The organism is Pseudomonas sp. XP2 (assembly GCF_053557975.1).
The window spans coordinates 18,213-43,539 of sequence record NZ_JBNRIK010000005.1 but is presented as its reverse complement, the minus strand read 5'-3'; the positions used below and the strand labels follow the sequence as shown (position 1 = coordinate 43,539).

Genomic DNA, 25,327 nt, shown 5'->3' with positions numbered 1-25,327 from the left:
GTGTAGAATGCGGCCATGGCCATCACTCCCCAATCCCTTTACCAGCAAGCCCTGAGCACTCAGGGCTACGCTGACGACCCTGCCCAGGCCCGCGCCGTCGATGCCTTGCAGGCCTGTTTCCTGGCTGTCAAGCAGGGCCGCCCCACCCAGGGCATCTACCTCTGGGGCCCGGTCGGGCGGGGCAAGACATGGCTGATGGACCAGTTTCACCGCTGCCTGCGGGTACCCAGCCGGCGCCAGCACTTCCATCACTTCATGGCCTGGGTCCACCAGCGCCTGTTTCAGCTCAATGGAACCGCCGACCCGTTGCTGGCGTTGGCCCGGGAACTGGCCGGGCAGATCCGTGTACTGTGTTTTGACGAACTGTTCGTCAACGACATTGGTGACGCGATTATCCTGGGGCGTCTTTTCCAGGTGCTGTTCGACCAAGGCGTGGTGATTGTCGCCACGTCCAATCAGCCACCCGAGCAGCTCTACCGCGACGGCTTCAACCGCGAGCGGTTCGTGCCGGCCATCGCCGCGATCCAGCGGCACATGCAGGTACTGCCAGTGGCCGGCGAGCAGGACCACCGCCTGCACCCCGGTGCAGAGCGGCAGCGCTACTGGGTGGCAGCGACAGGGCAGGCCAGCCCGCTGGGCGAGGTGTTCTGCCAGCTCAGCCCGGATCACACGGGTACTGATCAACCCTTGGTTATCGGCTCCAGGCAGGTGCAGGTTGTGCGGCGCAGCGAGCAGGCTATCTGGTGCCGCTTCACCGACCTGTGCGAGCAACCGCTGGCGGCCATGGAATTCATGGCGCTTTGCGACCGTTTTCCGGCCATCCTGGTGTCGGGTATTCCGGCGCTGGGCGGTAAACAGCAGGCTGGTCGCATTGCCCGTGGCACTGAAGACGGCGCGGCGCGGGTGGTGGCAGGCGACCGCGAACTGCCGGCGCTGTCGCCCAAGGACGATGCGGTACGCCGTTTCATCGCCCTGGTCGATGAGTGCTACGACCGCCGTGTGGCACTGTACCTCGAGGCCGAGGTGCCGCTGGAAGAGCTGTATACGCAGGGGTATCTGGCATTCCCGTACCAGCGAACCTTGAGCCGGTTGCGGGAGATGCAACTACAGCGGTTTGGCTGAAGTGTGCTGGGGGCCGCTTTGCGGCCCATCGCGACGCAAGGCCGCTCCCACAGGTACGGCGCCGACGCTTAAACCTACGAATTACCTGTGAGAGCGGCCTTGTGCCGCGATAGGGGCGTAAAGCGCCCCCCGTTTCACTTGGCCAGCCACTCGACCAGCGTGCGGTTGAACCGCACGGGTTCTTCGATCTGTGGCGCATGCCCCATGCCTTCAAAAGTGATGAGTTCACCCTTGGGGATCAGCTTGGCCACCTGTGGCCCCAGCACGTCATACTTGCCCAGCTTCGCCTTTACCTCCGGCGGTGCGATGTCGCTGCCAATGGCTGTGGTGTCCTTGTCGCCGATCAGCAGCAAGGTCGGCATCTGCAGATCCTTGAACTCGTGGTACACCGGCTGGGTGAAAATCATGTCGTAGATCAGCGCCGAGTTCCATGCCACCGCTTCATGCCCCGGCCCCTTGTTCAGGCCTACCAGCATCTGTACCCAGCGCTCATACTCCGGCTTCCAGCGCCCGGCGTAGTAGGTCTTGCGTTCATACTCGCGCACCCCTTCGGCACTCAGCTTGAGCTCACGGGCATACCATTGGTCCACCGTACGATAGGGCACGCCCAGGGCTTTCCAGTCTTCCAGGCCAATCGGGTTGACCATGGCCAGGCGCTCGACCTGCTGCGGGTACATCAGCGCATAGCGGGTGGCGAGCATGCCACCTGTGGAATGGCCGAGCACGATGGATTGCCTGATACCCAGCTGTTCGAGCAAGGCATGGGTGTTTTCAGCCAGCTGCTGGAAGCTGTACTGGTAATGCGCTGGTTTGCTGGACGTGCAGAAGCCAACCTGGTCGGGGGCGATGACCCGGTAACCGGCCTTGCTCAGTGCGTCGATGGTGGTTTCCCAGGTGGCGGCGCAGAAGTTCTTGCCGTGCATCAGCACCACGCTGTGGCCGTTGGCCTGGCCTTGTGCGGGGACGTCCATGTAGCCCATCTGCAGGGGCTGGCCCTGGGATTTGAAGTCAAAATGCTTGAGTGGGTGCGGGTAGCTGAAACCTTCGAGCTGGGCGCCATAGGTAGGCGGCTCGGCGGCGATGGCCGGGCTGCCGACAAGGCAGGCCAGGGCCAGGGCGGTTGCGCGCAGCATGGGGGCACTCCGTGTAGGGCCATGTAGGAATAGGCGACTTTAGCAGCCAGGCGTGCGACGGGAACGTGAAAGGTGTTACCAGGCGTGAAACCAGCCCAGGGTAATCATCGTCAGCACCGCATAGCGGCCAGCCTTGGCCAGGGTCACCAGCAGCAGGAAGCGCCAGAACGGCTCTCGCATGATGCCGGCGATCAATGTCAGCGGGTCACCGATCACCGGCATCCAGCTGAGCAGCAACGACCATTGCCCCCAGCGCTGGTACCGCTGCTGCGCGCGCGCCAGTTGGGCAGCGTTGAAGGGGAACCAGCGCTTGTCGCGCAGGTGCTCGACGGCGCGGCCCAGTAGCCAGTTCACGACCGAACCCAGCACATTGCCCAGGGTGGCCACCAGCAGCAGGATTGCCCAAGCCTCGGGCTGGCGCAGCAACAGGCCGACCAGCACGGCCTCCGATTGCAACGGCAGCAGGGTGGCGGCGCCGAAGGCGCTGAGGAACAGCGCCCACAGGCTGAGCATCAGTAACTGGCGACGACGGTGTCCTGGCCATCCTGGGTGACCCCGATGACCTGGTAGGCATCCTTGTGGTCACCCATTTCCATACCGGGCGAGCCCATGGGCATGCCCGGCACGGCCAGGCCCTTGAGGTCGCTGCGCTTGGCCAGCAGGCGCACCTGTTCGGCCGGCACATGGCCTTCGACGAACTTGCCGTCGATCACCCCGGTGTGGCATGAGGCCAGGCGCGGCGCCACGCCCAGGCGCTGCTTGACCGCGCTCATGTTGGGCTCGACATGGTCGTTGACGCTGAAACCGTTGTCACGCAGGTGGCTGATCCAGGCCTTGCAGCAGCCGCAGTTGGGGTCGCGGTAGACGTCGATGGTCTCGGCGGCCTGGGCCAGGCCGGTGATGGCCAGCAGGCCCAGGGTCAGCAAGTGTTTGCGCAGCATGGTGAAGCACTCCTTTAAAAACGCAGGCGGATACCGGCAACCAGGCGGGTCTGGCCCAGGTCTTCGCCGTCTTCGCGGGCCTGGTCGGCACGCGTGCCGTGCAGTCGATTGAAACTGACCCCGACATAGGGGGCGAAGCCACGGGTGATCTCGTAGTGCAGGCGTAGGCCGACCTCGCTGTCGGCCAACCCTGCGCCTTGCTCGCGCCCGGCATCGTCGCGGCCGTAGAGGTTGGCTTCCAGGGTCGGTTCCAGTATCCAGAGGTTGGTCAGCAGCATAGCGTAAGCGGCCTCCAGGCGCAGCGCCGTCTGTTGCCGCTCGCCGGCGTAGGCGGTGGCTTGCAGCTCCAGGCCATACAACGGCGTGCCCTGGATGCCGAAAGCGGCCCAGGCCTGGCCGCTGGCGGGCTTGAAGTCCTGGCGTACGCCAGCCACCAGCTCCCACCACGGGCTCACGGCATGGCCCCACAGCGCTTGCAGTTCGGCCTTGTGCGTCTTGCCCTGCTCGCGCTCGCCTTCCGTGCGAAGCCACAGCCGGTCGATATCGCCGCCGACCCAGGCCGTAGCGTTCCAGTTCAGGGCGTTGCTGCTCTCGAAGTTCTGATATTCGAGCTTGTCGACGATCACGGCCCAGTTCAGCGCCCGGTCGTGCACTTGGTGCCCGGGCAGTGGCGGGAAGGCAGCCCGGCGGTCGGCGTCGGTGATTGCAGCCAAGGGCGTGCGCGGCGGGCTGGGCGTAGCCGGGCCATGGCCCATGCTTGCATGGTTCATTTGGCCATGGTTCATGTGCTCCATGCCGGCGGCCAGCGCGCGTTCACTGGCGAGCAGGGTCAGCAGGGTCACGCCGGCCACAATGCTGCGGTTGCGGGTGTCATTCATCGACGCGTACCTCGCGGAACATGCCGGTCTCCATGTGATAGAGCAGGTGGCAGTGGTAGGCCCAGCGGCCAAGGGCGTCGGCAGTCACCCGGTAGGAGCGTCGGCTGCCGGGCGGGATGTCGACGGTGTGCTTGCGCACCAGAAACTGGCCGTGCTCGTCTTCCAGGTCGCTCCACATGCCATGCAGGTGGATGGGGTGGGTCATCATGGTGTCGTTGACCAGGGTGATGCGCACCCGCTCGCCGTAGGTCAGGCGCAACGGCTCGGCATCGCTGAACTTGACGCCGTCGAACGACCAGGCGAAACGCTCCATGTGGCCGGTCAGGTGCAGCTCGATGTCGCGCGATGGCGCGCGGCCGTCCGGGTCGGGGTAGGGGCTGCGCAGGTCGGCGTAGGTCAGCACGCGCCGGCCGTTGTTGCGCAAGCCTATGCCGGGGTCTGCCAGGTTGGCGCGCGGTGCCATGGTTTGCATGTCCACCAACGGGTTACCGGTTTCGCTGGCCGAGTGTTGCTGCATCGCCGACATGGCAGCGTGGTTCATACCAGGCAGGTTGCTGTGGTCCATGCCCGCCATGTCGGCCATACCGCCGTGGCCCATGTCGTCCATGCTCAGCACCGGGCGCGGATCGGGTGCAGGCACCGGTGCCTGCAGCCCGGCGGCGCGGGCCAGGGTGCCGCGGGCGAAGCCGGTACGGTCCATGCTCTGGGCGAACAGGGTGTAGGCAGGTTGGTCGCCCACGGTCACCAGTACGTCGTAGGTCTCTGCCACGGCAATGCGCAGTTCATCCACGCTCACTGGCGTTACCGGCAAGCCGTCGGCGGCGATCACCGTCAGCGCAAGCCCGGGGATGCGGAAGTCGAAATAGGTCATGGCCGAGGCGTTGATCAGCCGCAGGCGCACGGTGTCGCCCGGCTGGAACAGGCAGGTGAAGTTACCCTCCGGCGGCTGGCCGTTGAGCAGGTAGGTGTAGGTGGCGGCGCTGATATCGGCGAGGTCGGTAGGGCTCATGCGCATGCGCGCCCAGGCCGTGCGCTCGGCAACGGTTGGGCCCCAGCCGTTGTCGGCGACGTCATCGATGAAATCGCCGACCGTGCGCTTGTGATAATTGTACGCGTCGGACTGTTTCTTCAGGGTGGCCATCAGCTGTTCCGGCGCCTGGTCCGACCAGTCGCTGAACAGCAGCACATGGTCGCGCTGGTAGCGGTGCGGTTCGGGTTCGCGTGGCTCGATCACGATGGCCCCGTACACCCCGGCCTGTTCCTGCAGTCCGGAGTGGCTGTGGTACCAGTAGGTACCGCTCTGGCGCAGGGTGAACTGGTACAAGTAGTCGCCGCCGGGTTCGATGCCGGCGAAGCTCAGGCCTGGTACGCCGTCCATGTTGGCGGGCAGGATGATGCCGTGCCAGTGGATCGAGGTGTCCTGCGCCAGGCGGTTGCGCACGCGCAGGGTCACGGTGTCGCCTTCGCGCCAGCGCAGTAACGGGCCGGGCAGGCTGTTGTTGAGGGTGAGCGCAGTGCGCGGGCGGCCGGTGATATTGACTGGGGTCTGGCCGATGAACAGCTCGAAGTGCTGGCCGGCCAGGTCTTGGCCTTCGGCCGCCTGAGCCAACGGGCGCCAAAGCCCCAGGCCCGCCAGCGTGGTGGCGGCGCCCAGGCCTTTGACGAAGGTACGGCGGGTGGGGGTGCGCAACATGGCGTGGCCTCATGCGGGGGAGCCACGATGTTCGCTGCAGGCGCCTGTCAGGTAGCTGAGGCGCACATTACAGCGTTGTCAGCTTGCCGCCTCGTCAGCGCGCAGGTCGCGCATCAGCAGGCCGTAGTCAAGGGCGACCTGCTCCGGGATGGGCAAGTACACCACATGGCCGTCGCCTGGCGCGATGTCGATGGCCCGCTGCTGGCGGTTGCGCAGGCGGTGCAGGTCGAAGTGATAGTTGCCACGCGGCGTCATCAGTTCCAAATGGTCACCCACGGCAAAGCGGTTCTTCACCTTGACCTCGGCCAAGCCATCGACACGTACGCCGGTCAGTTCGCCGACGAACTGCTGGCGCTCCGAGGCCGAGTTGCCGCGCTGGTAGTTCTGGTATTCGTCGTGCACGTGGCGGCGCAGGAAGCCTTCGGTGTAGCCGCGTTGCGCGAGGGATTCGAGGTTGCCCATCAAGGCACGGTCGAATGGCCGCCCGGCCACGGCGTCGTCGATCGCCTGGCGGTACGACTGTACTGCACGGGCACAGTAGAAGTGCGACTTGGTGCGGCCTTCAATCTTCAGCGAATGCACGCCCATGGCGGCCAGGCGCTCGACGTGCTGGATGGCGCGCAGGTCCTTGGCATTCATGATGTAGGTACCGTGCTCATCTTCGAAGGCCGGCATTTCGGTGCCGGGGCGGTTGCTTTCCTGCAGCAGGAAAACCTGTTCGGTAGGGGCGCCCAGGCCGAGGGTAGGCTGCACTTCGCGCACGATATCGCCGGTGGCATTCTCGGTGGCCGGGGTGGCGTCGTACTTCCAGCGGCAGGCGTTGGTGCAGGTGCCCTGATTGGCGTCACGCTTGTTGAGGTAGCCCGAGAGCAGGCAACGGCCGGAATAGGCCATGCACAGCGCGCCGTGGACGAACACCTCCAGCTCCATGCCCGGCACCCGCTGACGAATTTCCTCGATCTCTTCCAGGGACAGCTCGCGCGACAGGATCACCCGGCTCAGGCCCAGCTGCTGCCAGAACTGCACGCTGGCCCAGTTGACGGTGTTGGCCTGCACCGACAAATGCACCGGCATCTGCGGGAAGTGCTGGCGCACCAGCATGATCAGGCCTGGATCAGACATGATCAGTGCATCCGGCGCCATGTCGATGACCGGTGCCAGGTCCTTGAGGAAGGTCTTGAGCTTGGCGTTGTGCGGGGCAATGTTGACCACCACGTAGAAGCGCTTGCCCAGGGCGTGCGCCTCCTGGATGCCCAGCGCCAGGTTGGCGTGGTCGAATTCGTTGTTGCGCACCCGCAAGCTGTAGCGCGGCTGGCCGGCGTAGACCGCGTCGGCGCCGTAGGCAAAGGCATAGCGCATGGTCTTGAGGGTGCCGGCAGGGGCCAGCAGTTCGGGCTTGGCGGTAGGGTTCATGTGCGCACCGGGGTAAAAAGGCCGGGATGCTAGGAGCGATGAACACGGTGCGTATTGATTTGCGTCAAGTGAGCGCGGCACTTTTGCCTGGGTGCCGTGCACTAATCACTCACAAGCCATGAGAGGAACTGCAATGAACGAAACCGCGCTACAGAACAAAGCCCTGGCAGTACTCCTGGCGTTGGTGACCATTGCCTTCTTCTGGATCCTGCTGCCGTACTACGGCGCAATCTTCTGGGCGGTGATCCTCGGCATCCTGTTCGCCCCTTTGCAGCGCCACCTGCTGATCCGCTTCGGGCGCCGACGCAACCTGGCGGCCGCCACGACCTTGCTGGTGTGCCTGCTGGTGGCTGTTCTGCCAGTGATCATCACCAGCGCGCTGCTGGTGCAGGAGGGGGCGTCGCTGTACCAGCGCATAGAGAGCGGGCAACTGGACATTGCCGGCTTTGTCGAGCATGGCAAGAACATGCTGCCGGCCTGGGCCCAGCATGGCCTGGACAGCGTGGGCATGGGCAACCTCGACGCGCTGCGTGACAAGATCACCAAGTGGGCCACCCAAGGCAGCCAGGTGCTGGCCACTCAGGCGTTCAGCTTTGGTCAGGGCACGTTCGAGTTCGTGGTCAGCTTCGGCATCATGCTGTACCTGCTGTTCTTTTTCCTGCGCGAAGGCGCAGATGTGGCTCGCCGGGTGCGGCTGGCCGTGCCTCTGCCCGAGCACCAGAAACGTCGTTTGCAACTGAAGTTCAACCGTGTGGTGCGGGCGACGGTGAAAGGCAACGTATTGGTGGCCATTACCCAAGGGGCGCTGGGCGGGTTCATTTTCTGGGTGCTGGATATCCCCAGTGCACTGGTGTGGGCGGTGCTGATGGCGTTTCTGTCGCTGCTGCCGGCGGTGGGTGCGGGCATCGTCTGGGCACCGGTGGCCGCGTATTTCCTGCTGACCGGAGCGATACTGCCGGGAATTATCCTGACCGCGTTCGGAGTGCTGGTGATTGGCCTGGTGGATAACGTGCTGCGGCCGATCCTGGTGGGCAAGGACACGCGCATGCCGGACTACCTGATTCTGGTATCGACGCTGGGTGGGCTGGCAGTCTTCGGGCTCAACGGCTTCGTGATCGGGCCCTTGATCGCGGCGCTGTTCGTGTCCAGCTGGGCGATTTTTGCCGCAACCAAGCCGCAGGTGCAATTGCCACAGTAGGGGTTTACCGCAGCACCCAAGGTTGGGTTCAATGCCGTCACACCCGCCGCGATGGAAACAGCCAGATCGACAAGCCCAGCTACACCTACCAGGCAGTCTACCGCTACTTGCTCGACAGGATCGAAGCAGCGCCCTGCGATGTGGAGCAGCGCTTGCCGTCACTGCGCGAGCTGGCCCAGCGCTTGGGCGTTTCGGTATCCAGTACCAAGTACGCCTATGCACTGCTGGAGGACGAAGGGCGGGTGTATGCGCGCCCCAAGCTGGGCTACTTCAGCCGGCCCCGCGCCCCCGCCATGCGCGGGCAGCATTCACCGAGCCTGCTCGACACGGTGTTCGCCAGCGCCCGTCAGCCGGGCATGCTGGCCCTGGGCAGCGATGCGCCGGCCATGTTGCTGTCGCTGCAGCAGCCGCTACTGATGATTGAGCGCGAACTGGCGCGCCAATACCCGCACGCGTTGGTACCGCTGTTCCAGCCGTTCGGTGAGCCCGAGTTGCGCAGCGTGCTGGCCGACCGCTACACCCGCTCGGCGCAGCATTACTGGAGCGCCGATCAGGTGTTCATTGGCGCGGACCTGCGCAGCATTCTCGAATTGGCGTTACGCGCCCTCGACCTGGAAGGCCAGGTTGCGCTGGTGGAGTCACCCTGCAACTGGGCGGTGCTGAGGCAGTTGCAGGCTGCGCGCATGACCATCATCGAAGTGCCATTGGGTGAGGATGGGCGTTTCAATTTACAGCAGTTGCACCGGCTGCTATGCGATCAGCCGGTGCGCCTGGCAGTGCTGTCGTCAGCGGCCAATGTGCCGCAAGGTGGCGTGATGCCCGCGTCGGACAAGCAGCAGATTTGCCGCTGGCTGGCTGAGCACGCTGTGTGGTTGTTCGAAAACGATGGCTACGGCGATTTGTGTTTCGACGCTTCAGCGCCGCGCTACCGGGACTTCGCCGACCCTGACCGGGTGCTTGTGTTTTCGACCTTCGACAAGCTGATCGGCGCGGAGGCGCCCTTTGGCTACCTGCTTTGCCGGCAGCATAATGAGCGTTTGCAGCAGTTGTGCCTTGAACGCGCCTTTCGTTTGTCGCCGATTCGCCAAAAGGCCATCGCCAGGCTGTTCACCTCGCGCCGGGTCGAGCGGCACGTACAGCGCTTGCGGCCCTTGCTGCGTGAACGCCTGCAGCAGATGAAGGCGCTGCTGGACGTGTACGGCCAGGGCTGCCTGCGCATCACCGAGCCTCAAGGCGGGGCCTGCCTGTGGTTGCGGGCGACTCGGCCGGTGGATATGCGCCGGGTCTTCGAGCGGCTGCTGGCACAACGCATCGTCATCGCCCCCGGGGAGCTCTTCAGCCAGTGCGGCCTATGGCGCAGCCACCTGCGGTTGTGCTGCACAGTGGACTGGAGCAAGGACATTGCCCTGGCACTGCAATGCCTGGTCAGGGCTATTCAGGACGAAGCTCAAGCCCCGTAGCAGTGGTGCAAGGCCGGGAACGCCCCATCGCGCACTTCGTCTGCATAGCGGGCGCAGGCCTCGCGGATCACCTGGCCGACGTCGGCATACTGCTTGACGAAGCGTGGCACGTGGTCACCCCCTAGCCCCAGCAGGTCCTCAGTGACCAGCACCTGCCCATCGCAGGCGGGTGAGGCGCCAATGCCAATGGTCGGTTTGTCGCTGGCCTGGGTGATGGCGCGCGCCACGGGCTCGGCCACGCCTTCGAGCAGCAGGCTGAAAGCACCGGCGTGCAGGTTGGCCTGCGCATCGGCCCGCAGCGCTGCAGCGCTGTCAGGGCTAAGCCCTTGGGCCTTGTAGCCGCCCATGGCATTGACGAACTGCGGCATCAGGCCGATGTGCGCCATGATCGGGATACCCCGGGCGACCAGGAATTCGACGGTGCTCGCCAACGCCTGGTTGGCCTCCAGCTTGAGCGCGTCGCAGCCAGTGCTGGCCAATACCTGGGCGCAGTTGCGAAAAGCTTGCTCGTGGGATTCCTGATAGCTGCCAAACGGCATGTCGGCGATTACGCAGGCCAGGCGGGTGCTGTCGACCACGGCGCGAGTATGGGCGATGGTTTCGTCCAGGCGCATGCCCAGGGTGGACGGGCGGCCGTAGCCGACCATGGCCGTGGAATCGCCGACCAGTATGAAGTCGACCAGCGGGTCGATCACCTGGGCGATGGCGCTTGAGTAGGCGGTGAGCGAAACGATCTTCTGCCGGCCTTTCATGGCGACCAGTTGCGGGACGGTAAGGCGGCTGGTGCGGGTGTGTGTGCTCATTGGGGGCTGGGCATCTCAGGACAGGGATGGCCCATTGTCGGGAGCTTGCAGCGGCAACTCAATGTACAGATCCAGGCTGAAAAGCGACCCAGATTACCTGCTTGATTCGGCCGGCTTTGCAGTATTTTGTGGGAGCGGCACTGTGTCGCGATCGGGCCGCAGCGCGGCCCCTCGGATTCAGCAAAAAGGCCTGGATTGCTGGGGCTGCTGCGCAGCCCGGTCGCGACACAAGGCCGCTCCTGCAGGCCTTTCGCACGGCCTCAGAAGGCCTGTGGCATCTCGCCTTTGGCCAGGCGCCGGTTGATGTCGGCGATCACTTCGGGCAGGTCGTTGATGGTGTCGATGAGGTAGTGCGGGCGCGAGCCGGCAAACAGCGCATGGATACGCTGGCGCTCGCTTTCCAGCTGCTCGGCACTCAGTGCCTGGAAGCCTTCCCAGGTCAGCCCCAGCGCGTTGCCCGAGCACACCAGTGCCACGGTCCACATGCCGGCACGGCGGCCTTCGAGAATGCCTGGCACGGTATCGTCGACTTTCACGCAGGCCGCCACATCGTCGATGCCCAGTGCAATCACGTTGGCCAGGGCCTGGGCCGGCCAAGGTCGGCCGTTAGGCGTCTCGTCGGTGGCCACCACGTGGTCGGCCACGTAGCCGTTCTGCGCCGCCAGTTCCACCACCTTGTCCATCACTACCTTCGGATAGCCCGAGCACGAGCCGATCTTCAGGCCGTCCTGGCGCAGCCCGGTGAGGGTGTCCAGCGCACCGGGGATTAGCGCCGAGTGCACGGCGATCTTCTCGATCTGCAGCGGCATGAAGCGGTTGTAGATGGCGGTCACGTCATCGTCGGTCGGCGTGCGGCCGAACACCTTGCGGTAGCGCTCGGCAATTTCCGGCACGTCGCACAGGGTGCGGATGTGGTCCCACTTGCCCATGCCCATCGGCCCTCGGGCCTCTTCGATGGACACCTGCACGTCGAATTCGGCAAAGGCCTCGACAAAAATCTGGGTAGGGGCGAACGAGCCGAAATCGACCACGGTGCCAGCCCAGTCGAGGATGGCAGCTTGCAGTTGTGTAGGGTTGCTGTAGTTCATGTGCGCAAATTCCTGAATTCAGGTGGGCAAAGGGTCAGATGTCCAGTACTTCCATTTCCCGCAGCACTTCGGCCACGGCATTTACGGCGGCCTGCATGCCATCGGCACCGACCACGCCGATGCAGCCGACGCGGAAGGTTTCGACCTGGGTCAGCTTGCCCGGGTAGAGAATGAAGCCCTTGGCCTTGACCCGTTCGTAAAAGTCCTTGAACTGGTAGCGGGTGTCGTTCGGTGCGTGGAAAGTGACGATGATCGGCGCCTGGATATCGGCCGGCAGGAAGCTGCGCAGGCCAATGGCGGCCATGCCGTCGAGCAGGGTCTTGCAGTTGTCGGCATAGCGTTGGTGGCGCGCAGGCAGGCCGCCTTCTTCGTTGTATTGCTGCAGCGCCTCGTGCAGGGCCGCGACCACGTGCGTGGGCGGGGTGAAGCGCCACTGGCCGGTCTTGGCCATGTAGGCGTGCTGGTCGTAAAGGTCCATGGCCAGCGAGTGGGCATTGCCTTCGGCGGCGGCCAGGGCGGCTTTTTCGGCGAAGACGAAGCCCATGCCAGGTACGCCTTCCAGGCACTTGCCGGAGGCGGCGATCAGCGCTTCGAAGGGGATTTCGCGGGCATCGATCGGCAGCGCGCCGAATGAACTCATGGCATCGATGATCAGGCGCTTGCCGTGGCGTTTGATCACCTGGGCGATCTCGGGCAGCGGGTTGAGGATACCGGTACTGGTTTCGCAGTGGATCAATGCCACGTGGGTGACGGCGGGGTCGGCAGCCAGCAGGCGGTCGACATCGGCAGCCGTGGTCGGCTGGTCTTCGGCGGTTTCGAAGGTGCTGTAGCTGCGGCCCAGCACTTTGCAGATCTTCGCCAGGCGCTGGCCATAAGCGCCATTGATCAGCACCAGGACCTTGCCATCGCGTGGCACCAGGGTGCCGATGGCCGCTTCCACGGCGAAGGTGCCGCTGCCTTGCAGGGGCACGCAGTGGTGGCTGGCGCTGCCGTCGATGATCGCCAGCAGTTGCTCGCAGACGCTGGCAGTCAGCTGGTTGAAGTCGCGGTCCCAGGAGCCCCAGTCCACCAGCATGGCTTGGCGGGTGCGGATTGATGTGGTCAAGGGACCTGGGGTCAGCAGAATCGGGGCGTTGCTCATTCCGTTATTCCTCGCAAGCGGTGGGCTGAAACTACGAGGCCTAGGTTGCAATTCGCGCTGCCATCAATCAAATTGTTTGTTGTTATCCCAGCTATAAGTCAGACCGATAAATATGAACCTGTTTCAGCTACGTGCGTTCGATGCAGTGGCCCGTGAGGGCAGCTTTACGCGAGCCGCCGAGCGCCTGTTCATCAGCCAGCCGGCAGTGACCGGGCACGTCAAGGCGCTGGAGGAGCACTACCAGATCACCTTGCTGAGGCGCACCGCGCGGCGCGTTGAGTTGACCGAAGAGGGTACGCGACTGGCGGCCATCACCCGGGCCATGTTCGGCTTGGCGGAAGAGGCGCAGGCCATGCTGGAAGCCAACCGGCAGTTGCTGACCGGGCGCCTGGAGGTGGCCGCCGATGGCCCGCACCGGGTCATGCCCATGCTGGCGCAGTTACGTCAGCGCTACCCCGGTATCACGGTCAATTTGCGGCTGGGTAACGCTCAAGAGACGCTGGCGGCCCTGTTGTCCGAGCATGCCGACGTGGCGGTACTGACTGAGATCGAGCCACGCAAGGGCCTGTATCTTCAGAACCTGTGCGAATCCCGTTTGTGCGCGCTGTTGCCGGCAGGGCACGCCTGGGCGGGCGGCGAAGGTGACCTGGCCCTGACCGGGCTGCACCAGCAGATCATGGTGCTGCGCGAACCCAGCTCCACTACCCGGCGCACCTTCGACAAGGCCTGCGCTACAGCCGGCGTGCAGCCGAGGGTGCAGCTGGAGCTGGACAGCCGTGAGGCGGTCACCGAGGCAGTGGCATCGCAGCTGGGCATCGGGGTGGTGTCGTCTACGGAAGTGGCGAACGACCCCCGGGTGGTGGCGCGACCGCTAGGCGGGCAGGGTCTGGTCAACCAGCACATGGTTGGCTGCCTGGAGCGGCGCCGTGAGTTACGCTTGATCCAGGCATTCCTGGGCCTGGCGGCCAGCCTTTGAGCCGGGCCGAGATGGCGGTATGACTGATGGACTGCAGATGAGCGAGAAAGACACCATTTCCATGCAACTGGTGCGTGAGGCCTTGTTGCAGACCTGCCCGGCGGGTGAGCCGGATGCCGCGTTGCTGGCCCGTGCCGGTATCGACGCCGGGCAGTTGCAGGCCCCGGATGCACGGGTCAGCGCCGAGGCCTATGCCCGGCTCTGGCGGTTGCTGGCACGGCGTTGCAACGACGAGTTCTTTGCCATGGACCCGCGTGGCCTGCGCAGCGGCAGCCTGGCGTTTCTGTGCCGGGCGAGCATGGCCCAGCCAACCTTGGGCGAGGGCCTGGAAACCGCGCTGGCGTTTCTTTCGCTGATGCTCGAGGACCTGCAGCCGAGCCTGGTGCGTCAGCAGGGCCTGGCCGAGATTGTCATCAATGAGCCGCGTGACCTGCCACGGCGCCCGTTCACCTACTTCACCTTCTGGATGATCGTGCATGGCGTGGCTTGCTGGCTGGCCGGGCGACGCATCGCCATCCTGGCCATTGAGCTGCGCTGTGCCGAGCCGCCGTACTGTGACGATTACCGGGTGATGTTTTCGCAGAACCTGCAGTTCGAGCGGCCGCGCACCCGCATGATCATCAGTGCCGATTGCCTTGACGTGCCACTGCGTCGCAGCCCCGAGGACCTGCAGCGTTTTCTGGCCGAGGCGCCCGGCAACATCCTGGTCAAGTACCGTGATCCGGCCAGCCTGGCGCGGCGTATCCGCGCCGACTTGCTGCAACTGGACCCGTCCCGTTGGCCGGATGCCGACGCCCTGGCACGACATTTGTGCCTGTCTCCGTCAACCTTGCGTCGTCGGTTGGCGGAGGAAGGACAGAGCTACCAGGTACTCAAGGACAGTGTCCGGCGCGAACTTGCCATTGCCTGGTTGAGCCGGGAAGAGGTGGCCATGGGTGAGATTGTCGAGCGTCTGGGGTTTGCCGACAGCAGTTCGTTCTACAAGGCATTTCGCAAGTGGTTCGGCTGCAACCCTGGGCATTACCGTGCGCTGATCCAGGCCCGGGGAGCGGCAGGCTGTATTGAGGCTCCCGCTGCCACTGGCGGTGGGTGAAGGCAGGGAGTCGATCGTTGCCCATCAAGGGCATCGATGATGCAAGCGGTGGCGGGTCGTGGGCACGGTCGTATTTCCTCGTGCCTTGGGCAGTGCGAGTTGGCGAGCATGCCAGCCCCAACCCTTCGCTCCCGGCACATCCATGACTTCCAGCACTTCGAACGCCATCATCAGCCATGAACAAGCAACTGATGATTTCATCGCAGCCAGGCTTCCCGACTGGCTAAAGCGGGCCAGCCAGGCTCAGATCGGCGCCCTGCGCGCCAGCCTCAACGCCCATCACGCCAGCCAGGCCCGTCTGCGCGGGCTTACGCTGACCCTGGAGCCTCTGCAGGTGTTCGCTGAAAAGCACCTGCTGGGCGTGCTGGTCAAGCCACTGCCCACAGGCATGACCCTCGCAGCACTGGAATGGCTGCAGGTATCACCGCGTTTCGGCACGATGCCCGGCACTCTTCAGCAGACTTACCACTACTCGGCGACCCGCCAGGATGGCTTGCTGAGGCTGATGGGCAACTTCGGCCCTGACGAATCGTTTTACCAGGGCACGGGGCTGGTGTCTCCTGGCCGGGACGCCGTGTTGACCGGCACGCCCGAGCAACTGGTTGCGACATGCCGGGCGCTGGATGTGGGCCAGCTTTACCAGGCCGAGCTGCAGCGCACGTTCAACGCGACCACCGAAGGCATCCTTGCGCAGGACAAACGTTCGGGTCTGGCACTGGCTGCGCAGGTTGCGACGCTCAAGGGCGATATCGACGAGCAGGTGCAGCAGGCCTTGACCAAGATGGTTGAGGGTGGGGGGGCCCATGCCGACACGGGCCTGCATGCCTACCCCGGCTTGCTGGAGGTGTTGGGCCAGCGTGTTGCTGACGGGCTGTTCATTCGTTTGCGAGACAGTGTGGGCCAGGACCGAGGTGTGGTCCTCTACCTGCCCAGCGATCCCGTGCAGGCGCTGCGCCGCTTCGACTCCACACAGGCCATGAACACTGCGATGGTTGCAGCATTGCAAGAGAAGGCCTACCGGGATTACTTCATGCAGCTGATCAGCCTGCGACATCGCGCGAGCATCGCAGGCAGGCTGCATGCACGCCTGGAGGATGCCCAGCCCGATCTGGCGTTGGAGGGCGCGACTGAGTCTGGGGACTTGTTCGCTGCGCTGGCCGCGCAACAGTTGCAAAGGGTCAAGGACGACGCCCGGCTGTTACTGGTCCCTACTGCGGACGCTGACGCGGCTGCCGCCCGCGCTCGTCATGCGGCCTGGCATGGCGCAGGGCTCGATTTGCTCAACCTGGCGGGGCTTTTCATCCCTGTGGTAGGCGCGCTACTGCTTGGCCAACTGGTGGCGCAGACACTTGGCGAGGTATTCGAGGGCGTCAAGGACTGGACCCGCGGGCACCAGCACGAAGCCCTCGAGCATATGCTGGGGGTTGCCGAAACGGTGGCTGCGACGGCGTTGACCGCAGCCAGTGTGAGTTTTCTGCGAAGTACCTTTGTCGATGGCTTGCAGCCTGTGAACGTGGGGGGGGCGGCGCGGCCTGCTGTGCTCCGATGACATCACAGCCTATGAGTCCAACCCAGGCACCATCGCCCTGCGTGATGATGGGCTTTATGGTGACGAGAGCAGGCGCTGGATGCGCCGGGGTCAGCGTTATTATGAAGTTCAGCGCAGTGAGCCTGAAGCCCCGTACCGCCTGCGTCACCCTGGTGCAAGCAACGGTTACGGGCCGCTGGTTTTGCACAACGGCGAACGCGGCTGGCGCCTGCTGCGCGATCAACCGCAACGCTGGAACGACGTGCGCAGCATGCTCGATAGCCTGTGGCCGCAGCATCCCGCCATTGATGCACAGCAGGCGGCGCAAGTGCTGCGGGTTGCCGGTGTGGATACCGAGGAGTTGCGGGGCGTGCTGGTAGAAAACCGGCCGGCGCCAGTAAACCTGCGTGAGACTTTGCGGCGCTTCGAGGCCCATGCGCGTATCGAGTCGTTCTTTACTCGTCTGGCCAGCTACTCGCTGGCCACACAGGACAGTGCGTTGCTGGAGTGGTGTCAGGCCCATTCTGCCAGTACCGACAGCGATACCCTGCTGCGTCAGCGAGCTGCCCTGCAGGGGCCTCTTCTGGAGCACCTGAGCACGCCACCCGCTGCCGACGACAGGCTGCTGACCTTGGTAAAACGTGATTTCGCCGGTTTGCCGGAGGCTTACGCACAGGCGCTGGTCGCGCAGGCCAGTGAAGGCGACCGGTTGCTGACGACGTCAAGCGGGCGTGTGACGCTGGGCCTCGCGGAAAAGGCCCGCTCCCTGCTTCGCCTGGCCAGACTGAACCGTACGCTGGAGGGGCTTTACCTGCCCGGCAGCTACTGCAACGAAACCGGTCAACTGGCTTTCGCCCTGCTTCAGGGCGAGCTGGCAAGCCGCGCAGGTGTGCCTCCCGAAACGCTCAGCCTGGAGCTGCGCGACAGTGCACCGGACGGGCGTTTGCTAAAGGCCATAGGCACCGCTGTCGACCCCCTTGTGCGCAGGATAGTGGTGCATAAAGACGGATGCTTCCATCTTTATGATGGCCTGGGGCGTGGGCTGCCGTTCGGCGCAGGTGACCCGGCAAGCCTTTACGAAACGCTTGCAGCGGTGTTGGCGCCTGAGCATTGCGCGGCGCTTGGCATGGCTCACGGCGATGTTGGGTCACAGCTACGCCAGCGTCTGCTCGCCCGGCTTCCTGCTACGCACCAGGGGGTTGCCGAACTCTTGCAATGGCCGACGCAGGTGCAATGGTTGAACCCTGGACGACGCTTGCCAGATGGCCGGGTTGGCTATCTGCTCAATGGCCGCACCGGGGCCGACAGCCGTTCATTTGCTGCGCGGGTTCGGGAGCGTTTGCGCCAGCTTTATCCAGGGTTGGATGATGTGCAGCTGGACCAGGAGCAGGCGCTTCTTGCCAATGGGCCGCGGCCGGTCTACGAGCGCCTCGTAGAGCTGGAAGATGACCATGACCAGTTGATTCGCCACCTCAACCGCTGGTGCAGCGCAGAACTGAACGAGGGGCGCCAGATACTTCGCCGGCAGGTCGTCGGCGCCATTCTGCGGGCTTGGCGCTTGCAGGGAGACTGGATATACAACGATGCGGGCACACCGACAGGTCAGCGCCTGTCGCTGAGTGGCCTGCAGCTCAGCAGTTTGCCGGAGCTGCCGCCTGTCATTGACTTCCACCGTGTAACCAGCCTGCGGTTGTACGAGTCGGCGGTCGATGCGGTGCCAGTGAACTTCTTGCGCCCGTTTAGCACGCTGAGCGAGCTGGACATGAGTTTCAACCGGCTGCGCAACATTCCGCTCGGGATCGCTCACCTGCCGCAACTCCAGCGCTTGCGCCTGGCGCATAACCAGATCCGTCTCGACGCGCAGGCGGTCGAGGTCTTGCAGGCACTGCCTGGCTTGTCCCATCTTGACTTGAGCTACAACCGGCTGGAACACCTCTACCTGAACCTCAACCATTTTTCGGCAATGACTCACTTGAACCTGCGGCACTGCCGGCTGGCGACCTGGCCCGACCACATCGAGCTGTGCGGCCTTTTGGTGCGCTGTGACCTGAGCGACAATCAGCTACGGGAACTACCGGAGGCGGTGTTGGCCATGCCTCATGCCTGGCGCCGGGCGCTTGTCGTCGACCGTAACCCCCTGACAGGGGTCCAGTTGCAACGGTTGTTCGCGCTGGATCCCATCGAGGAACACGGACATTTGCCAGAGTCGATGGCCCGTGTCGACTTGCTTCATGCACGCGCCTTGTGGCTGCAGCATGTCGCCGATAACGACCGAATGGCGTGCGCAGCGCTGTGGGACGGCCTGTTGGCCGACCCGGACAGCGTAGGCTTTTTCCGTATTTTAGCGTGGCTGGAGCATACGGCTGATTATGACCCGGCAGCCACCGGAGGCGGCCGAGAAGCACTTGCGCGTGAAGTATGGGCCGCGCTGCGGGCCATGGAGGGCAGTCCGGGGTTGCGGATACGGGTTTTTGAAGAGTGCAATCAGCCTGTTTCCTGCTCGGACATGGTCATCGATCGTTTCAGTCACGTGAATATTCGGGTCTTGCTGGCCCAGGCTGAAACCGATGCGCTAGACCTGACGAAACGGGGACAGTTGATGGCATTCGGCCGGCAGCTGTTTCGGCTTGATCAGGTTTGGCAGGAGGCCAGCCGAGCGATATTGCGCCAGGGCGGCGCGGGTGAACAGGTGGGGCGCTCGGCCTTGTCACTGGCATACCGTGTACGCCTGCGCGAACGTCTGGGTTTGCCCGGTCAGCCGCGGGCGATGCGCTACCCGGACTCTGCCGGGTTGAGCGACCAGCACGTCAACAGTGTTGCCGCAGCTGTCCTCGCCAGTGAAGACTTCGAGGCGCTGACTCAAAGCCTGGCGAGTCGCCTGTTCTGGCAAACCTGCCTTCGTGAGCAGCACCGGGCGCTGTTCGAGGCACTCAGAGCCGACTATCTGCAGCGCAGGGCGGACTTGCGCATTGTGCAGCCACCCATTGCGGCCGAACAACTGCGTTCTCAGCTTGCTGATCTGGATGAGCAGGAACTGCGCGATACACAGCGATTGCTGACAGGGCTGACCGAGTCTTACCTGCACAGCCTGGGCCGGGGTGCCAGCTGACCTGCAAGGCGGCCAAACCAGTCATCCAGATTGACAGCTTTGGCCATTGCCGCGGGGCTTGAGCGGCGCGAACATCGTCGGACCGATGGTTAACACCAAAAACAAGAAACCAGGAGTCCGACGATGCGCGATTACACCGAGGCTGCTCGTGCGTTCGACCACGCTCAGGCTGCCAGTGCGGCGCTGCATGGCGACCTCGAAGCCCTCAATGCCTGTGTTGAATGCTGTGACCGCCATGCCGGTGACGGCAAGCTGGCGCTAATCTACGAAGACCGCAATGGCAACACAGCACGGTACAGTTTTGACCAGCTCAAGGCGCAGTCTGCCCGATTTGCCAATGTGCTCAAAACCCAAGGCGTGGGTCCAGGTGACCGGGTGGCTGGTTTGATGCCGCGCACTCCCGAGCTTCTTGTCACCATCCTCGCCACCTGGCGCCTGGGCGCGGTGTACCAGCCTTTGTTCACTGCCTTCGGCCCCAAGGCTATCGAGCACCGCCTTGAGCAGTCGCATGCCCGCGTAGTCGTTACCGACAGCCTCAACCGTAGCAAGCTGGACGATGTGCATGCCTGCCCGACCATCATCACAGTCAATGCCCGCGTCGGCGAGCTGGACTTCCAGCAGTGTCTGGAGCGTGCCGCGAACGACTGTGATCCGGTAATGCGCGCGGGTAGCGACCCGTTCTTGCTGATGTTCACATCAGGCACCACCGGCCCGGCGAAACCGTTGGAGGTGCCGCTGCGGGCCATCGTCGCGTTTAAGGGTTACATGCGCGACGCCATCGGCCTGCGCAGCGAAGACAACTTCTGGAACCTGGCAGACCCGGGCTGGGCCTACGGCCTTTATTACGCGGTCACCGGCCCATTGTCGCTGGGCCATGCAACCACGTTCTACGATGGCCCGTTCAGCGTCGAAAGCTGCGCGCGGGTGATCGACAAGCTGGGTATCACCAACCTGGCAGGCTCGCCCACCGCCTACCGCATGTTGATTGCAGCCGGCAGTGCTTTCTCGGCGCCGGTCAAGGGCCGCCTGCGCGTGGTCAGCAGTGCAGGTGAGCCGCTCAATCCAGAGGTGATCCGCTGGTTCGCCAATGAGCTGGGCGTGACCATCCACGACCATTATGGCCAGACCGAACTGGGTATGGTGCTGTGCAACCATCACGGTCTGTCACACCCTGTGCACCTGGGGTCTGCAGGCTTCGCTATCCCCGGCCATCGCATTGTGGTGCTGGACGAGCAAGCTAACGAACTGCCGGCCGGTCAACCGGGCATCCTTGCCGTCGACCGCGAGCAATCGCCACTTTGCTGGTTCGGTGGCTACCACGGTTTGCCGACCAAGGCGTTCATCGGCAAGTACTACCTCAGTGGCGACACTGTAGAGCTCAACGCGGATGGCAGCATCAGTTTCGTTGGCCGCAGCGATGATGTGATTACCACTTCCGGTTACCGCGTCGGGCCGTTCGACGTCGAAAGCGCGTTGATCGAGCACCCCGCGGTGGTGGAGGCCGCCGTCATCGGCAAGCCGGACCCGGAACGTACCGAGCTGATCAAGGCTTTCGTGGTGCTGGCTGAAGGCGTCGGCGGTTGTGCCGAGCTGGAAGAAGCGCTGCGTCAGCATGTACGCCAGCGCCTGTATGCCCATGCTTACCCCCGCGAAATCGAATTCGTCAGCGAGCTGCCCAAGACCCCGAGCGGCAAGCTGCAACGCTTCATCCTGCGCAACCAGGAAGTCGCCAAACAACAAGCGCAACAGGCCACCCCTGCCAGCGCCTGAAAGGAAACCGATCATGCAGATAGCCAATAAACACTTCATTGTCAGCGGCGCCGCCTCCGGGCTGGGTGCTGCCACTGCGCAGATGCTGGTCGAGGCCGGCGCCAAGGTCATGCTGGTCGACCTCAATGCCCAGGCCGTCGAGGCCAAGGCCCGTGAGCTGGGTGACAACGCCCGCTTCGCCGTGGCCGACATCAGCGACGAGCAGGCTGCGCAGGCGGCCGTCGACGCAGCCGTCAGTGCCTTCGGCAGCTTGCATGGCCTTGTCAATTGTGCCGGCATCGTCGGTGCCGAGAAGGTGCTGGGCAAACAGGGGCCACATGGCCTGGCCAGCTTCGCCAAGGTCATCAACGTCAACCTGATCGGCAGCTTCAATTTGCTGCGCCTGGCTGCTGCAGCCATGGCTGAAGGGGCTGCCGATGAGGCCGGCGAGCGTGGCGTGATCATCAATACCGCCTCCATCGCTGCCTATGACGGCCAGATCGGTCAGGCGGCCTACGCTGCCTCCAAGGGTGCCATTGCCAGCCTTACCTTGCCGGCCGCGCGCGAACTGGCACGTTTCGGCATCCGCGTGATGACCATCGCTCCGGGCATCTTCGAAACGCCGATGATGGCTGGCATGACCGAGGAAGTGCGTGCTTCGCTGGCTGCCGGCGTGCCGTTCCCGCCACGCTTGGGGCGCCCTCAGGAATACGCTGCGCTGGCCCGTCACATCATCGAGAACAGCATGCTCAACGGCGAGGTGATCCGCCTCGACGGTGCACTGCGCATGGCTGCCAAGTAAGGAGAGCGAACATGACCCTCGCCAATGATCCGATTGTTATCGTCAGCGCCGTGCGCACGCCCATGGGCGGCCTGCAGGGCGACCTGAAAAGCCTGACTGCGCCACAACTGGGCAGTGCGGCCATTCGTGGTGCCGTGGAACGTGCCGGCATCGATGCTGCCAGTGTCGAGCAAGTGCTGTTCGGCTGCGTGCTGCCGGCTGGCCTTGGCCAGGCGCCGGCACGCCAGGCTGCACTGGGTGCCGGGCTGGACAAGCACACCACCTGTACCACCCTGAACAAGATGTGCGGTTCGGGCATGCAGGCCGCGATCATGGCCCATGACCTGCTGCTGGCCGGCACCGCAGACGTGGTGGTGGCAGGTGGCATGGAAAGCATGACCAACGCCCCGTACCTGCTGGACAAAGCCCGTGGCGGCTACCGCATGGGCCATGGCAGGGTCATCGACCACATGTTCATGGACGGCCTTGAAGACGCTTATGACAAAGGCCGCCTGATGGGCACCTTCGCCGAAGATTGCGCCCAGGCCAACGGCTTCAGCCGCGAAGCCCAGGACCAGTTCGCCATCGCCTCGCTTACCCGTGCCCAGGACGCGATCAGCAGTGGCCGCTTTGCCGCCGAAATCGTGCCGGTGGAAGTCACCGAGGGCAAGGAAAAGCGCGTCATCAAGGACGATGAGCAGCCGCCCAAGGCGCGCCTGGACAAGATCCCGCAGCTCAAGCCTGCCTTCCGTGAAGGGGGTACGGTGACCGCAGCCAACGCCAGTTCGATTTCCGACGGTGCCGCGGCGCTGGTGCTGATGCGGCGCTCCGAAGCTGACAAGCTCGGCCTCAAGCCATTGGCAGTGATCCATGGCCACGCGGCCTTCGCCGACACCCCGGCGCTGTTCCCGACCGCGCCGATCGGGGCTATCGACAAACTGATGAAACGCACCGGCTGGAGCCTGGCCGACGTCGACCTGTTCGAGATTAACGAGGCCTTCGCCGTGGTCACCTTGGCGGCCATGAAACACCTTGACCTGCCCCATGACAAGGTCAACATCCATGGCGGCGCCTGCGCCCTTGGCCACCCCATCGGCGCCTCCGGCGCACGCATCCTGGTGACCTTGCTGTCGGCCCTTCGCCAGAACAACCTGCGCCGCGGCGTGGCGGCCATTTGCATTGGCGGCGGCGAGGCCACGGCCATGGCTGTCGAATGCCTGTACTGAGGTGAACCATGCTGGTAACTGACGAGCAACAACAGATCGCCGACGCGGTACGCGCCTTTGCCCAGGAACGGCTGAAACCTTTTGCCGAGCAGTGGGACAAGGAACACCGCTTCCCCAAGGAGGCCATCGAAGAGATGGCGGAGCTGGGCCTTTTCGGCATGCTGGTCCCGGAGCAGTGGGGCGGCAGTGACACCGGTTACGTGGCCTACGCCATGGCCCTGGAAGAAATCGCCGCTGGCGATGGTGCCTGCTCGACCATCATGAGCGTGCACAATTCGGTGGGCTGTGTACCCATCCTGCGGTTTGGCAGCGAGCAGCAGAAGGCGCAGTTCCTCACCCCCCTGGCAACTGGCGCGATGCTGGGTGCCTTTGCCCTCACCGAACCGCAGGCTGGCTCCGATGCCAGCAGCCTGAAGGCCCGTGCGCGTCTGGACGGTGACCACTATGTGCTCAATGGCAGCAAGCAGTTCATCACCTCCGGGCAGAACGCCGGGGTTGTGATCGTGTTTGCCGTGACGGATCCGGAGGCTGGCAAGCGTGGGATCAGCGCATTCATCGTGCCCACCGATTCACCGGGCTACCAGGTAGCACGGGTCGAGGACAAGCTCGGCCAGCACGCGTCCGACACCTGCCAGATTGTCTTCGACAACGTGCAGGTGCCGGTGGCCAACCGCCTGGGCGCAGAAGGCGAGGGCTACAAGATTGCCCTGGCCAACCTTGAAGGCGGGCGCATCGGTATTGCCTCGCAGGCCGTGGGCATGGCCCGTGCCGCGTTCGAAGTGGCGCGTGACTACGCCAAGGAGCGGCAAAGCTTTGGCAAGGCGCTGATCGAGCACCAGGCCGTGGCCTTCCGCCTGGCCGACATGGCGACGAAAATTGCCGTGGCCCGGCAGATGGTGCTGCACGCCGCCGCCCTGCGTGACGCCGGGCGCCCGGCGCTGGTGGAAGCGTCGATGGCCAAGCTGTTTGCCTCGGAAATGGCCGAAAAGGTCTGTTCGGATGCCTTGCAGACCCTGGGCGGTTATGGCTATCTGAGTGACTTCCCGCTGGAGCGGATCTACCGTGACGTTCGGGTTTGCCAGATCTACGAAGGCACCAGCGACATTCAGCGCATGGTCATTGCGCGCAATCTTTGAAGGAGCAGACTGCATGGCATTCGAAACCATCCTGTTGGACATTCACGGCAAGGTCGGCCTGATTACCCTCAACCGCCCGCAGGCGCTGAATGCGCTGAACGCGCAGATTGTTGGCGAGATCAACCAGGCTCTGGACCAGCTTGAGCGTGACCCGAACATCGGTTGCGTGGTGCTGACAGGCTCGGCCAAGGCCTTTGCCGCTGGCGCCGACATCAAGGAAATGGCTGAACTGCAATACCCGCAGATCTACGTCGATGACCTGTTCAGCGATGCCGACCGCATTGCCAACCGACGCAAGCCGATCATTGCAGCAGTGTCCGGCTTTGCCCTGGGCGGCGGCTGCGAGTTGGCCATGATGTGTGACTTTATCCTCGCGGCGGACAACGCCAAATTTGGTCAACCGGAAATCAACCTAGGGGTGCTGCCCGGCATGGGCGGCACCCAGCGGCTCACCCGTGCGGTGGGCAAGGCCAAGGCCATGGAACTGTGCCTGACCGGGCGCCTGATGGGGGCTGAGGAGGCCGAGCGTGCTGGCCTGGTGGCGCGCATTGTGCCGCAGGCGGCGTTGGTCGAAGAGGCGCTGAAAGTGGCGGCGACCATTGCCAGCAAGTCGATTCCGGTGAGCATGATGGTCAAGGAGAGCGTCAATCGCGCGTTCGAAGTTACCCTCAGCGAGGGTGTGCGCTTTGAGCGTCGGGTGTTCCATGCCGCCTTCTCTACCGAAGACCAGAAAGAAGGCATGGCCGCATTCATCGCCAAGCGCGAGGCGCAGTTCAAGGATCGTTGATTAGACTCGGTTCGTGCCGTTGCCGTTGCCGTTGCCGTTGTTTTTGCTTCTAAGCGCGCGGTAGTTCAGGCG

At 64.1% G+C, this 25,327-nt stretch carries 21 protein-coding genes; 12 read left to right on the top strand and 9 right to left on the bottom strand.

Annotated elements, in window-relative coordinates:
- The first annotated feature begins 15 nt into the window (after positions 1-15).
- Positions 16-1,122 (top strand): cell division protein ZapE, encoded by a 1,107-nt coding sequence (gene zapE, locus ACK1VC_RS08020; protein ID WP_191087448.1) that lies wholly within the window; start codon positions 16-18, stop codon positions 1,120-1,122.
- 134 nt (positions 1,123-1,256) lie between these two features.
- On the opposite strand, the gene ACK1VC_RS08015 is transcribed toward zapE, so the two are convergent.
- The 6 genes from ACK1VC_RS08015 to trhP form a co-directional block, all read right to left on the bottom strand.
- Positions 1,257-2,255, bottom strand: coding sequence for an alpha/beta fold hydrolase (locus ACK1VC_RS08015; RefSeq protein WP_102689635.1), 999 nt, complete (start codon positions 2,253-2,255; stop codon positions 1,257-1,259).
- A gap of 75 nt (positions 2,256-2,330) precedes the next feature.
- Complete coding sequence (locus ACK1VC_RS08010) at positions 2,331-2,768, bottom strand: YqaA family protein (RefSeq protein WP_016485805.1); 438 nt, start codon at positions 2,766-2,768, stop codon at positions 2,331-2,333.
- A complete protein-coding gene (locus ACK1VC_RS08005) occupies positions 2,768-3,196 on the bottom strand; it encodes a DUF411 domain-containing protein (RefSeq protein WP_023047133.1) in 429 nt (142 codons plus the stop codon). The genes ACK1VC_RS08010 and ACK1VC_RS08005 overlap by 1 nt, the downstream gene beginning before the upstream one ends.
- A gap of 14 nt (positions 3,197-3,210) precedes the next feature.
- Positions 3,211-4,074 (bottom strand): copper resistance protein B, encoded by an 864-nt coding sequence (locus ACK1VC_RS08000; protein WP_096425843.1) that lies wholly within the window; start codon positions 4,072-4,074, stop codon positions 3,211-3,213.
- Positions 4,067-5,764, bottom strand: coding sequence for a copper resistance system multicopper oxidase (locus tag ACK1VC_RS07995; protein ID WP_411911060.1), 1,698 nt, complete (start codon positions 5,762-5,764; stop codon positions 4,067-4,069). The genes ACK1VC_RS08000 and ACK1VC_RS07995 overlap by 8 nt, the downstream gene beginning before the upstream one ends.
- 81 nt (positions 5,765-5,845) lie before the next feature.
- Entirely contained in the window at positions 5,846-7,180 is a 1,335-nt protein-coding gene (gene trhP, locus ACK1VC_RS07990) for a prephenate-dependent tRNA uridine(34) hydroxylase TrhP (protein WP_191087450.1), read from the bottom strand.
- Between the two features lie 133 nt (positions 7,181-7,313).
- Between trhP and ACK1VC_RS07985 the strand changes: the two genes are divergently transcribed.
- Together ACK1VC_RS07985 and ACK1VC_RS07980 are read left to right on the top strand one after the other, a co-directional pair.
- Positions 7,314-8,378 (top strand): AI-2E family transporter, encoded by a 1,065-nt coding sequence (locus ACK1VC_RS07985; RefSeq protein WP_016485810.1) that lies wholly within the window; start codon positions 7,314-7,316, stop codon positions 8,376-8,378.
- 107 nt (positions 8,379-8,485) lie between these two features.
- On the top strand, positions 8,486-9,838 hold the full coding sequence (locus tag ACK1VC_RS07980; protein WP_232247660.1) for an aminotransferase-like domain-containing protein: 1,353 nt from the start codon (positions 8,486-8,488) through the stop codon (positions 9,836-9,838).
- Here ACK1VC_RS07980 and panB read toward each other — a convergent pair.
- From panB to ACK1VC_RS07965, 3 genes are all read right to left on the bottom strand, one after another.
- Entirely contained in the window at positions 9,826-10,641 is an 816-nt protein-coding gene (panB, locus tag ACK1VC_RS07975) for a 3-methyl-2-oxobutanoate hydroxymethyltransferase (RefSeq protein ID WP_016485812.1), read from the bottom strand. The two genes, ACK1VC_RS07980 and panB, sit on opposite strands and share 13 nt — an antisense overlap.
- Before the next feature lie 260 nt (positions 10,642-10,901).
- Positions 10,902-11,729: a phosphonoacetaldehyde hydrolase gene (gene phnX / locus ACK1VC_RS07970; RefSeq protein WP_016485813.1), complete on the bottom strand. Its 828-nt coding sequence runs from the start codon at positions 11,727-11,729 to the stop codon at positions 10,902-10,904.
- A gap of 34 nt (positions 11,730-11,763) precedes the next feature.
- Complete coding sequence (locus ACK1VC_RS07965; RefSeq protein ID WP_145914483.1) at positions 11,764-12,870, bottom strand: 2-aminoethylphosphonate--pyruvate transaminase; 1,107 nt, start codon at positions 12,868-12,870, stop codon at positions 11,764-11,766.
- Between the two features lie 112 nt (positions 12,871-12,982).
- Here ACK1VC_RS07965 and ACK1VC_RS07960 point away from each other — a divergent pair, with 112 nt between their 5' ends.
- From ACK1VC_RS07960 to ACK1VC_RS07920, 9 genes are all read left to right on the top strand, one after another.
- On the top strand, positions 12,983-13,846 hold the full coding sequence (locus ACK1VC_RS07960; RefSeq protein ID WP_016485815.1) for a LysR substrate-binding domain-containing protein: 864 nt from the start codon (positions 12,983-12,985) through the stop codon (positions 13,844-13,846).
- A 37-nt stretch (positions 13,847-13,883) separates the two neighbouring features.
- Positions 13,884-14,939 carry an AraC family transcriptional regulator gene (locus tag ACK1VC_RS07955; RefSeq protein WP_060519631.1) on the top strand — a complete coding sequence of 352 codons (1,056 nt, stop codon included), beginning with the start codon at positions 13,884-13,886 and terminating at the stop codon, positions 14,937-14,939.
- Positions 14,940-15,081: 142 nt separating this feature from the next.
- A complete protein-coding gene (locus ACK1VC_RS07950) occupies positions 15,082-16,488 on the top strand; it encodes a dermonecrotic toxin domain-containing protein (RefSeq protein WP_224372465.1) in 1,407 nt (468 codons plus the stop codon).
- Between the two features lie 79 nt (positions 16,489-16,567).
- On the top strand, positions 16,568-19,576 hold the full coding sequence (locus tag ACK1VC_RS07945; protein ID WP_232247662.1) for an NEL-type E3 ubiquitin ligase domain-containing protein: 3,009 nt from the start codon (positions 16,568-16,570) through the stop codon (positions 19,574-19,576).
- A gap of 123 nt (positions 19,577-19,699) precedes the next feature.
- Positions 19,700-21,346 (top strand): acyl-CoA synthetase, encoded by a 1,647-nt coding sequence (locus tag ACK1VC_RS07940; protein ID WP_191087451.1) that lies wholly within the window; start codon positions 19,700-19,702, stop codon positions 21,344-21,346.
- Positions 21,347-21,359: 13 nt separating this feature from the next.
- Positions 21,360-22,127 carry an SDR family NAD(P)-dependent oxidoreductase gene (locus ACK1VC_RS07935; protein WP_016485819.1) on the top strand — a complete coding sequence of 256 codons (768 nt, stop codon included), beginning with the start codon at positions 21,360-21,362 and terminating at the stop codon, positions 22,125-22,127.
- 11 nt (positions 22,128-22,138) lie between these two features.
- A complete protein-coding gene (locus ACK1VC_RS07930; protein WP_191087452.1) occupies positions 22,139-23,332 on the top strand; it encodes an acetyl-CoA C-acyltransferase in 1,194 nt (397 codons plus the stop codon).
- An 8-nt stretch (positions 23,333-23,340) separates the two neighbouring features.
- Positions 23,341-24,468, top strand: coding sequence for an acyl-CoA dehydrogenase (locus ACK1VC_RS07925; RefSeq protein WP_016485821.1), 1,128 nt, complete (start codon positions 23,341-23,343; stop codon positions 24,466-24,468).
- Positions 24,469-24,481: 13 nt separating this feature from the next.
- Positions 24,482-25,255: an enoyl-CoA hydratase gene (locus ACK1VC_RS07920; protein ID WP_060519642.1), complete on the top strand. Its 774-nt coding sequence runs from the start codon at positions 24,482-24,484 to the stop codon at positions 25,253-25,255.
- Positions 25,256-25,327: the final 72 nt, after the last annotated feature.